This is a genomic window from Bacillus cereus group sp. MYBKT111-2 (genome assembly GCF_051915205.1).
GTDB classification, from domain to species: domain Bacteria; phylum Bacillota; class Bacilli; order Bacillales; family Bacillaceae_G; genus Bacillus_A; species Bacillus_A paranthracis.
On sequence record NZ_JBQAEG010000002.1, the window covers coordinates 665773 to 678011 of the forward strand.

Here is a 12239-nt window from a genome sequence, read left to right on the forward strand (position 1 = left end):
CCCCTACCTAACTTCTTTGCTTTCGCTGAATTTTGAGGTGGGGGTCTTACTGCCCATTAAAGTGGGATAAAAAGGCTAGCTCTACAAATTATAGAGCCAGCCTTTTATTACATATTATTTTTGAAATACATGTTTTACTTTTTCCGCTGGAATATTACTTCCGCCTCTACCTTTTACATCTTCAATCATCATGGTAATGACCATATCTGGTGAATTTAAATCAAATGCAGCGAACCAGCCTAGTTCTTTTCCTTCAGCCTCTTTTGATACTTTTAATTCTGCTGTACCTGTTTTTCCAGCAAGAGTCATGCCATCAATTTTAGCAATTTTCCCAGTACCATCTGGATCATTAATTACTTTCGTCATAGCAGTTTTTAATATATCCTGATTGCCTTTTGAAATTACATTCTCTTTCCAAACTTTTGGTTGCTTATCTGTTTTAATAATATATGGAGAAGGTATGTTTCCATCATTAACAATTGGTGCGTACGTTAATGCTAGATGGAGTGGCGTCATTAATACTTGTCCTTGTCCATAACCTGTGTCTGCCATTTGAATATCATTTTTAATACTATCATTTGCGATTTTAGAAGCTGGGAATCCATATTCAATTGGTAATTTCTCATCGAATCCGAATTTTTTCGCTTCACTCATAAATTTTTCTTTCCCGATCTTCAAAGCTTCTTGTGCGAAATAAATATTATCCGAGTATTTCATCGCCTTATCAAAATCAATCGGATTTGCATCTTTTACACGCGTTACATAATAATTACCCCAAGAAGAATCTTTTGTCCATTTCAATCCTTCAATTTTTAACTCTTCTTTTGGATCAATCGTTTTCGTTTCAAGACCAATTGCTGCTGTAATAGGCTTAAATACAGAACCTGGAACTGATAATTGTGTAAATCGATTCGTCATCGGTTTTTTCGGATCATTATTTACCGCATCACGTTGCGCTTTTGACGCCCCTCTTGTAAGGGTATTTGGGTTATAAGCTGGTGTGCTCACAAGTGCAAGTGTTTCTCCAGTCTTTGGATTAATTGCTGCACTTGATCCTACCTCATTTTTCATTTCATTATAAATTTCGCTTTGAACTGCACTGTCAATCGTTAAAGTTACATTTTCTCCATCAACAGCATCTGTTTTTGCTAAATTTTTAATTTCTTTTCCTTGTGCATCTTCTACGAAGACACGACCACCTTTTTTACCGCGTAGCTTTTCTTCCAGTACTTGCTCTAAACCAGCTTTACCTACTGGATCATCTGCTTGATAACCTTTCTTTTGTAACGTTTTTAAATCTTCAGCATTCACTTTTCCAATATAGCCAGTAAGATGTGCGGCTTCTTCTCCTAATGGATATGAGCGAACATTTACTGGTTTTGTTGCAACACCAGGTAAATCTATGTACGTATTTTGTGTTGCTCCTTCAGGCAATATTCCAATTGGTACAAGGTAATTTGGTTTTACCCATTTAGCTGCTAGTTTTTGATCAATTTCTTCGACAGACATATTTAGTAACTTCGCTACCGTTTCTTTCGTTTGCGGAGCTGTATCCCCTAATTTTTCAGGAATCAATCCGATTTCAGAAGCTTTACCATTTACCGCAAGATATTTACCGTTACGGTCATATATTTCTCCGCGCTTCGGCTCTGTCGTTTGCATACGCACTTTACTATCTTTCGTCATACCTGGGAATATAAAATCAGGAGTCCAATCTATTTTCCAAGATTCTTTATCTCCATCCTTTTCTTTCACCATTTTTGCTTCATGGGCAAAATTGATTTTACCACCAACAGTATCCATGCTTACTTTAAAAGGAACAGGACCTTCATCTTTTTTATCTTCTTTTACTTCTCCTGCTTCTACTTTTAAGTCTTTCACTTCAATGCCAGAATAAATTTTTTCATATTTCTCAGTGAACTCTTTCTTTGAAATATCTTTTTTTGCCTTTTCTGATAATTGATCATACATTTCTGCAAATTTTTGTTTATTCCATGCTTTTGCATATGTATCAAATGCTTCTTGTGGTTTTTCTTCTTTACCACATCCGACTAACATGAATGTTAAGCAAAGAAAAAGAATCCCCCATATCTTTCTCAATCGATTCTCCTCCTCTTTCTATCTTAATACTCTTGAAAATTTTAGCATTTTTACATGCTACCATTCATTATAGCACTATCGAATCTCATCTATAAACCTATATTGATGGATACAAATAAAAAGATTGATGTGAATTTTCACATCAATCTTTTTTACTATTGTTGCTTCTCATATACATGATAATAGTACGTATACGGATTTTTTTCATCCGTTAAACCTTTTTCAACAAAAATTTCTTCCCAATTTGTCATATCCATTTCTGGGAAGAATGTATCGCCTTCAAATGCATGATGGATTTTTGTTATATATAACTTGTCTACAAAAGGTAAAAAGAGATCGTAAATTTGCGCTCCACCAAAAATAAAGATCTCTTCTTCATTTTTGCATAGCTCAAACACTTCTTCTACAGAATGAACAACTTCACAGCCTTCAACATGATACCCTTCATTGCGAGTTACAATAATATTACGTCTTCCAGGCAGTGGTCTACCAATCGCTTCATAGTTCTTTCTTCCCATAATAAGCGGGTGACCCATCGTTGTTTTCTTCACGTATTGTAATTCGCTCGGTAAACGCCAAGGTAAATTATTATCTTTACCAATTACTCTATTTTCGTCCATAGCGACCATAAATGAAACAATCATTTTTTCATCTCCTCTACAATTATACTGCAACCGGTGCTTTAATTGCTGGGTGTGGATCATATCCTTCAATCGTTAAGTCTTCCATTTCAAAATCAAACACAGATTTCACATCTGGATTTAGTGTAAGTTCCGGGAACGGACGTGGTTCACGTGCCAATTGCTTTTCTACTTGCTCAAAATGATTCGTATAAATGTGTGCATCTCCAATTGTATGAACGAATTCTCCCACTTCAAGTCCGCATTCATGTGCAATTAAATGTGTTAGTAGTGAGTAGCTTGCAATGTTAAATGGAATTCCAAGGAATATATCACCACTTCTTTGATATAGCTGACAAGAAAGTTTGCCATCCGCTACATAAAATTGGAATAGTGTATGACAAGGCGGTAATGCCATACTTGGTACATCTTCAGGATTCCAAGCAGAAACAATTAGGCGACGTGAATCTGGCGTCTTCTTAATCATTTCAATTACATCCTTTAATTGATCAAGTGTCTCACCAGCTGTCGTTTTCCAAGCACGCCACTGCTTACCGTATACGTCTCCTAAATAACCATATTTATTTGAGAAATCATCATCTTCTAAAACGTTCTTTTTAAATAATTCCATTTGCTCATCGTACTGCACTTTAAATTCCTCATCTTGTTGTGAGCGAAGACCGAAATCAGTCATGTCAGGACCCGTATACTCGTCGCTTTCTACCCAGCTCTTAAATGCCCATTCATTCCAAATGTTATTATTATGCTGCAATAAATAACGAATATTTGTATCACCTTTCATAAACCAAAGTAGCTCACTTGCTACAAGTCGAAACGGCACTCTCTTTGTTGTTAATAAAGGAAAACCTTTACTTAGATCAAAACGCATTTGATATCCAAATACAGATACAGTGCCTGTCCCTGTACGGTCTTCTTTCTTCGTACCATGCTCCATTACATGGCGGCATAAATTTAAGTATTCATTTTCAGCATGTTTCATATGTAGAAAAACCTTCTTTCAAATCTCTAGTCTATATGGATTTTATCATAAATTTAATGCTAACAGATTGAACAAACTAAATTTATAAAAAAACATTTCTATACTTAACAAAATTCTACTTCTGTATGTTCTTACAAAATCTAAATTCATATGCGCCTGAACCTAATTTCATTTCAGGCATATCACTTGACCTCCAATCATCTTCCACTATTCGTAATGTAGCAGATGTATTTGTTGGCACATCAACGTTTAATACTGCTTGTCCATGTTCTACACGCCAATCAATTTTAATTTCCCCATATGCTGTTTCACGCTTAATACAAACCCAATCTAGATTAGAATTAAAATGAGGCTGAATATAAAAATGTTTATATGCTGGTTTTGTTTCATCCACTTCTAATCCAATAATATATCGGTATATCCATTCAACGATAGAACCATATGCGTAATGATTGTACGAATTCATACTATCATTCCAAAGGGTTCCATCCTCTTTCACACCATCCCAATGTTCCCAAATCGTTGTGGCACCTCGTTTCACTTGGTATAACCATGATGGATAATCTTCATGAAATAGAAGCTTACAAGCAAGGTCATGACGGTTAAACTTGCTTAATATTAAATTTAAATACGGTGTTCCTATGAAACCTGTTGTTAAATGATTTTTATTTGCTTTTAAAAGCTCAATTAATCGATTAAATACTTTCTCCTTCACATTATCTTTCACTAGTTCAAAAAGAAGTACTAATATGTGGGCTGTTTGGGTATTTGAAATTAACCTACCATTCGGTGTAACAAATTCATTTTGAAACGCTTGAACAATATTTCCATGTAGCTCAGCATAAAACTTAGCATCTGTATTTTCACCTAAAATCTCAGCAACCTTTCGTAAAAGCGATGTAGAATACGCGTAATAAGCTGTCGCAATAAAATACTTGTCTGTTCCGCCTTCATATACATCAGGTTTCGTATCTAATGCGAGCCAATCCCCTAAATGATAGCCTGTATCCCATAAATACTCATTTTCACCTTGTGAACGTATGTAATCTATATACTTCTTCATACTGTTATATTGCTCTTTTAAAATGGATACATCTCCGTAATGTAAATAGTGAACCCATGGACAAATAATTGCTGCATCGCCCCAACCGCCAGAAGTATGTAAATCAAAATCCGCTCTTTTCCCAAATGCATCTGGAATAACTAATGGCACAGCTCCATTCACATTTTGATCTAATGATAAATCTTGGAGCCATTTTTTAAAGAACAATTGCACATTCATAATTTGCGTAGCTGTCCCAATAAACATTTGTGCATCTCCTGTCCATCCAAGTCGATCATCTCGCTGCGGACAATCTGTTGGCACATCAAAGAAGTTCCCTCTTTGAGACCATTCCACATTATGATGAAGTTGATTGATTAATGGATTAGACGTTTCAAATTCAGTCGCTTTTTCCATATCTGTATGTAATACAACCCCTTCAAAATCTGCTATTTGAGGGGGCTGGGTTAATCCACTTATTTTCACATACCTAAAGCCTTGATAAGTAAAATGAGGTTCAAACGTTTCCTCTTCCTCTCCTTTTGCTATATACACTATTTTTTGTTTTGCCTTGCGAAGATTCCCATTATAAAAACTACCGTCTTTATTTAATATTTCAGCATGATGCAATTCTATCTTTTGTCCAGTATAAACATGACGGACTTTAAACCGAACCCAACCTACCATATTTTGCCCCATATCAATAAGCCATTCATGATTGGGTAGTTTTGAAATAGCGATTGGTTTTATAATTTTCACTTTACGAATCGCTTCATTTTCCTGTGCAACAATTATTTGTTTGGAATGCTCAATTACTTCAACATCTTCTAGCACTTGTTCACTTTCTTCTAGCCTAGCGTCATAAACTTCTCCTTCATAAATTTCCGAATACAAAATAGGGCTTGGAGTTACTTTCCATGTTTCATCTGTTACAATTTTTTCTTTCGTTCCATCTTCATACGTGATATGTATTTGAGCAATTATCGCACGTCTTTTCCCGTAATAATTACGTACATGCTGCATAGTAATCGGCCCTTTATACCAGCCGTTACCTACCAGAGTAGAAACATCATTATACCCAATCTTTAATACATGCGTTATATCATATGTTTGATACAATATCCTTTTATCATAACTTGTCCATCCAGGGGTAAAATAACAATCTCCAATACGCTCTCCATTTATAGAAGCCTCGTATAATCCTAAACTAGTCATATATAAACGTGCTTTTTTAACTAATTTTTTAATAGAAAAGCTTTTATGAAAAGACATAACTTGCGTGCGTTCTTTTTTCGCAGCAATCCATTTTCCGCTCCAGTTTTGCCCTTGTAATCCAGTCTCCCAAAATGCTACTTCTGACCAAGGTGATTCTTCTCCGTAATTATCCCATACCTTCACTCGGTAAAAATAGCGTGTTTCCGTACTATATGAAAACGAATTAATTGGTATATATAAACTTTGATCTGTTTCTACCTTCTGTGAATCGAATACTATAGTTTGAAACTCTTTATCCTTCGCAACCTGCAATTGATACGCAAGTTGTTTTACATTTCGTTTACTCGACTCGATTTGCCAACTAATTTTAACAACTTTCGAATCTATACCTATCGGATTATTTTTATTATCACAGAGCAATTTTTTTATTGTTAGCACACTTCTTCACCATCTTTTCTAAATCTTAATTTAAATTAATTATAATAAAAATAAAATTCTAAATAAATAATAATTTTATTCATCCTTACAAAATTATTAACTTTCCATATTTAAAAAGGTTTTCATTTTCTATTACCGAAAGTATAGTGCGGTAGAACAAAATTTATATTTGGAGGTTAGAAGTATGTCTAAAATTGAAACGCCTGTTATGACTTCTTTACAAACAACGGTTGAAAAAATGATGAAGGATTTAAACGTTCCGGGAGCTGCTGTAGCTATTATAAAAGACGGTGAAGTTATTATTTCAGAAGGATTTGGCTATCGAAATCTAGAGACAAAAGAACTAGTTACACCGCGTACTTTGTTCGCAATTGGTTCCTCAACGAAAGCTTTTGGCACACTTTCATTAAGTTTGTTAGCACAGCAAAAAAAGTTTAATTGGGATACTCCTGTCCAGTCTTATATACCTAACTTCTCTTTATCTGAACTACTTGCTAGTTCACAAGTTACAGGACGAGATTTAGCTTCTCATCGTACCGGGATAAGTCGTCATGATGCCCTTTGGTACAGCTCTTCCTTATCTCGAAAAGATCTCGTTGAAAAAATAAAATATTTACCACTTGATGCACCGTTCCGCACATCATTTCTATATAACAACTTAATGTATGCGACAATTAGCTATATTGTAGAAAACATAACAAATCAAACGTGGGAGCAATACACTACAGAACATATTTTAGAACCTTTAAATATGAGACATACAAACTTCTCTGTTACCGATTCACAAACGACAGATGAATACGCTTTACCTTACATTGAAAATGACGGTGAAATAAAAGAAGTTCCATTCCACAACATTGATACCGTTGGCGCTGCTGGTTGTATCAATTCTACAATTAAAGATATGGCAAATTGGGTACTTCTCCACTTAAATGAAGGAAAATTTGGAGATCATGAATTAATCTCCTCTGAATTATTACAACAAATGTATACACCACACAATTCCATTCCAGACCAACCGGTTTTATCACTCCCTGAATCTCCATTAAATAGTTACGGTCTTGGTTGGTTTATTAGCGCTTATCGTGGTAAAAAAGTAATTCATCATGGCGGTAATATCGATGGATTTTCAGCGCTTGTTTCATTCATACCAACAGAAAACATAGGCCTTGTCATTTTAACGAATGCTGGAGGAACATTACTTCCTACTTATCTCGCTAATCAAATTTATGACGAACTACTTGAATTAGAATCCATTGATTGGCATAAACGTGCTGTAGAAGATACTGAAAAAATGAAGGAAATGATAAAAGAAGCAACTGAATCCATTCCAGAACAAATTAAAGGAACTACACCTTCTCACAAATTAGAGGATTATACTGGTACTTTCGAACATCCTGCATACGGAACATTACAAGTATACAAGCGTGATGATTCATTATTTGTGCAATTCATGGAAATGGACATTCAATTAACACATCATCATTACGACATCTTTTCTGCAAAAGTTGATTTATTCCAAATGAAGATGAATCTATTATTTGCATATGAAATGAGTTTGAACGGTGAATTCCCTTCCCTTCAGTTACATGTACCAGCTACGCTAAGTACTCAGCCGCTTGCATTTAAGAAAATTAAATAAATTTTTAATAGAGGGATGATAACACTTCCCTCTATTTTTCATTACAATTACCATCCAAATAAAGGATTTTAAGCATTGAGTAAAGAATCCTTTTATTTAACTATTTGAATTACAAGGAGGAAAAGCCGTGTACTCAGAAATTTTTAAAGAAGTTGTTTCAATTACTCATCACGATTATTCAGGTTGTATAGATAAAAAAGGATGGGACGATCCCACTACTTATTTACAGACAATCGAGAAACTAGAGAGACAAGGTGAACTAACACCAGTACAATTTACTGAAATTGTACGTGATTACTTATTAGACTTTAAAGATAATCATATGTTTTTCAAAATGATCTCTACTAATCAACCCCTTAATAGTGTTGGCTTTCAAGTAAAAAGATACGAAGACCGACTATATATTACATCTACTTCACAGGAAATAAGAGTGAAAAAGGGACAGTCTATTCTAGCATTAGATAATATGAAAGTTCCTGAGTTATTAATAAAATATAAGAAGTATTTAAATGAGAATACATATGAACGTGAAAAATGGGATTATGTTTTATTAAAATCATCAAATTGTACACTTATAGATGAAAACGGAGTAACCGAAACCATTCGTTTACAAAAGTATAAACAAAACGAATACACACCTATTTATTCATTTAAACAACATAACAAAGATACACTCTTAATTACTTTGACGGACTTCGCAAATGCTGAAGCTATCAATACATTATTAGACTCACACAAAGATGAGCTTAATGCTTTTCCGAATTTAATTATAGATGTGCGATTAAATCGTGGCGGAAGTGATGATGCATTTTTCAACCTACTTCCTTACTTATTTGAAGACAAAGAAATTTCTCTTTTCGATTCTTCAGAAACAATGCAATTAAATCATACAGAACGAAACTTTCATTTACGTATGAAAGACATGAAAATGGAAATGGAAGATTATGATTCTTTAGACGAACTTTCCAAATTATTCACTAATATGTTTATTCAAGATTTAAAAAAGAATTATAAAAAAGGATTCGTTACATTTAATACTTCTAGTTTACCGAAAGAACTTCAATCATTAAAAATACACGGACGAAAATCACCTAGTAGAGTAGTTATATTAACAGATGTTACATGTGGGAGTTCTGGCGATTCTTTTGTAGAAGTTGCAAAAAAATCATTGAAAGTAAAAGTAATAGGTCGTCCTACTGCTGGTGTAAATGATTATTCTAATTTAGCAGTAATGGAATGGGCTGATACATTCGCACTTTACTACCCTACTTCACGACTTTCCATTATAGATAAAGGTGAAGGAATGTCCGGAATTGGTATTCAACCACATATACATATCCCGTGGACTCCAGAACATATACAAGAAGATGTGGATTTAAAATTAGCATTGCAACTACTTCAAAACGAAGAATGGTAAAAAATAAAAGGTAGATGTAATTCACACCTACCTTTTATTTTTTATATCAATTTTTTCTGGTTGAAACCAAGTTGGCTTTAATAGCTCAAAGTCTTTATGATCCTCTAAAACGATAGTAAGACGTTCTAACGTATCATCTAACATATGCGGTGCTGCTCGTAATGTCCAGACAACTGAAGAGAAAACTGTCATGCCAACGTACACTGCATATAATTTCCAGAACTCCTCAGGTATTCTCCCGTTATAATATCCAGTAATTTGCCCAATCGCATATGGGATACTAATGTCTCGTGCAAATAGTGCAATTTTTACGAAATCATGAAGTGGGTCGCCCCAATCATAACCATTAAAATCAACAACACCTACATATTTCCCATCTCGCACAATTATATTTTCTAAATGAAAATCATCGTGTTGAAATCGATTTGGGCGGTTTTGTAAATACATTTCATTTTCATCGATAAACTTAATGATTTTATGATCATTTTTTATTTTTATTCCGCACGTTTTATATGCCTCTACATATTTTTGATGTTTTTTCATTGCTCTTTCATACCATGGAAGTAAATCCTTAGGAGCTTCATATGTATGCATTTTTGCTAAATCTTTTCCTGCCTCTATACCAATTTCATATTGTTCTTTTGGTGAATACGTAGGCAATAGCTTCTTTGCATCTTCCCCTTCTAAATACGAAAAAATACTATAGCATACACTTTCATCTTCCAATATACCTATTTCAATCGGCTTTTGTGCCTGTATGTTACGTTTTTCCATTTCATTTAAAATTTGAAACTCTATTTTTCTTCTTTCATACTCTTGTATATCGCCAATCCGTAACAAATATTTTTCCTCATCAATTGTCGTAACTATATATTTCTTATCCGGTGAAAAACCTTTAGAAATTTCTGCAATATTCGTTGCATCTTTTACTATTTGTATATTGTTTTGCCATGTTGTAATTGTTTTCATGTATATTCCTCCTTACATTTCTACATTTGGTGTATACGCTACCCAAAATTCCATATGATGGATGCCTGCTCGAAGTTTATTCCTATTAAGAATACGCTCCTTGTACTACTTGCACAATTTCCATCGGTTTATTGACCATATAATCTGGTGCATCTTTTTTCACTGTTTCAATGACATCATATCCCCAAGATACCCATATTACGTTCACCCCAGCCTTTTTACACGCTGCTACGTCTCGCTGTTCGTCACCGACGTATAACATATCTTTCTCCGTTATCTTTTTCGATTTTAAAAACCTTTTAATCATTTTATCTTTACCGAACAAATTTTTAGAACAATACACTTCTTGTATATTTTCTATATCATTATTGTGTAAAAATGCCCGAATATGCTCTTCTGAGTTGGATGATATGACTGCAATTCCGTAACCTTTTTTATGTAGTTCATCTAATACTTCCTTCATCCCATGGAACAAAATAAGATCTTTTATGGCAGGTTGATACAATTTATAAAACTCCAGCGCTAATATTGGTAGTTTATACAGCGGTACATCGAGTTGTTTACATCTTTCTGGCATCGTTAATTTACGTAAATACTCAATTTCTTCTTCCCTTACCGTTTTATATCCGTGCTTTTTAGCAAGTTGATTATAAATTGGTACAAATATATTTTGTGAATCTACTAATGTGCCATCAAAGTCAAAAACAATATATTTTTGCATTCCCATACTCCCTTTGCCTCTTTTTATAAACCTATCTTATTCAACACCGTAGTTGTCTTACCCTTCTATACACATAAAAAAGAACAAGATTTTCTCTTGTTCTTTTTAAGAAAGCCACTTTGGCGGCACATTCGTATTCCAATAAATATTTCCCAACTCATGATGTCCGGAGTACCCATCATCAAAACGGTGATAGTGGAAATTAAAATAATACCCATCTTGCGGTGGATGATCTCTTCTTACGTGGAAACGCAATAAGTCATTTCCTGTTTTCGTATCGTAAACGTGAAAAATCTTTTCATTATTTCCACCAGCTGGTTTTTGAGAAATCGCTAATGATTGTAACGAATCTTCCGGTACATCATTTGCTAGTTCAGCAATTGCCTCTTCAATCTTCGGTAATATTACATCTTTAAACTCATCTTCAATTACTGGACCAATTTTAGTACCAAACTTTTGCATCGACTGTTTCTCTGCTTCTTGCATTGCATAAGTAATAAAAGTATCGGTGGTTAACCTGTCATTCGTTTCTTCATATGTATAGGACGTACTCTCCAAATTTTGTTGACCAGCTGTGCTCGTAGGCTTGTCCGCAGCTTTGGCATTATCAAGCAATATGGAAGGAGGCGTCACTAAACCAAATGTAAATACGGTAATTAATGCGACTAAGGTTTTTCTAAACCAATTTGGCATGTATGTTTCCTCCCCTTTCACTCATTATATTTTATATAACGGTTGTTTTCTCTATTATACAAAATGATTGTAATTTTTGCACTTTACAATTTTGTTAACGTTCACATATTTTTCACTTGAATATGAAATTGTAAGATTTCATACAATAAAAATACAACAATAATGAGGAGGAGCTCCGATGACTTTAGATGCCATGTATTCCGCCGCAAGCATACTCGTTTTAGTATATTTTATTTATCAATGTGTTACAGATTAGAAAAAAGAGCCATTATGAAGTGACCCCTAAAAGTTAGACACAGTTATTTCATTAGGCAGCTTGATAAAAGTGAGTCCGGTATTGTACCGGGCTCATTTTTAATTTTGCCTTAATCCGTTTCGTATT

At 34.2% G+C, this 12239-nt stretch carries 9 protein-coding genes; 2 read left to right on the top strand and 7 right to left on the bottom strand.

Going from position 1 to position 12239, the window contains the following annotated elements; all coding sequences use genetic code 11:
- Positions 1-114: 114 nt before the first annotated feature.
- The 4 genes from pbpC to ACTFNE_RS08740 form a co-directional block, all read right to left on the bottom strand.
- Positions 115-2100, bottom strand: coding sequence for a penicillin-binding protein 3 (pbpC, locus tag ACTFNE_RS08725; protein ID WP_046197523.1), 1986 nt, complete (start codon positions 2098-2100; stop codon positions 115-117).
- Between the two features lie 155 nt (positions 2101-2255).
- On the bottom strand, positions 2256-2744 hold the full coding sequence (locus tag ACTFNE_RS08730; RefSeq protein WP_046197524.1) for a dihydrofolate reductase: 489 nt from the start codon (positions 2742-2744) through the stop codon (positions 2256-2258).
- 19 nt (positions 2745-2763) lie between these two features.
- Positions 2764-3720 (bottom strand): thymidylate synthase, encoded by a 957-nt coding sequence (locus tag ACTFNE_RS08735; protein ID WP_000679597.1) that lies wholly within the window; start codon positions 3718-3720, stop codon positions 2764-2766.
- A gap of 115 nt (positions 3721-3835) precedes the next feature.
- Positions 3836-6415 (bottom strand): alpha-L-rhamnosidase, encoded by a 2580-nt coding sequence (locus tag ACTFNE_RS08740; protein ID WP_270705398.1) that lies wholly within the window; start codon positions 6413-6415, stop codon positions 3836-3838.
- 184 nt (positions 6416-6599) lie between these two features.
- On the opposite strand from ACTFNE_RS08740, the gene ACTFNE_RS08745 reads away from it, so the two are divergent.
- Together ACTFNE_RS08745 and ACTFNE_RS08750 are read left to right on the top strand one after the other, a co-directional pair.
- Entirely contained in the window at positions 6600-8057 is a 1458-nt protein-coding gene (locus ACTFNE_RS08745; RefSeq protein ID WP_270705397.1) for a serine hydrolase, read from the top strand.
- Positions 8058-8184: 127 nt separating this feature from the next.
- The gene (locus tag ACTFNE_RS08750) at positions 8185-9474 is read left to right on the top strand and encodes a S41 family peptidase (RefSeq protein WP_270705396.1); all 1290 of its coding nucleotides are present in this window, start codon (positions 8185-8187) and stop codon (positions 9472-9474) included.
- A 27-nt stretch (positions 9475-9501) separates the two neighbouring features.
- Here the strand turns inward: ACTFNE_RS08750 and ACTFNE_RS08755 are convergent, their stop codons facing one another.
- The 3 genes from ACTFNE_RS08755 to ACTFNE_RS08765 all read right to left on the bottom strand — a co-directional run bounded on the left by ACTFNE_RS08755 (position 9502) and on the right by ACTFNE_RS08765 (position 11857).
- Positions 9502-10443: an aminoglycoside phosphotransferase family protein gene (locus ACTFNE_RS08755; protein WP_046197527.1), complete on the bottom strand. Its 942-nt coding sequence runs from the start codon at positions 10441-10443 to the stop codon at positions 9502-9504.
- Positions 10444-10528: 85 nt separating this feature from the next.
- Positions 10529-11164: an HAD family hydrolase gene (locus ACTFNE_RS08760; protein ID WP_270705395.1), complete on the bottom strand. Its 636-nt coding sequence runs from the start codon at positions 11162-11164 to the stop codon at positions 10529-10531.
- 105 nt (positions 11165-11269) lie between these two features.
- Positions 11270-11857, bottom strand: coding sequence for a YpjP family protein (locus tag ACTFNE_RS08765; RefSeq protein ID WP_001134413.1), 588 nt, complete (start codon positions 11855-11857; stop codon positions 11270-11272).
- Positions 11858-12239 lie beyond the last annotated feature (382 nt).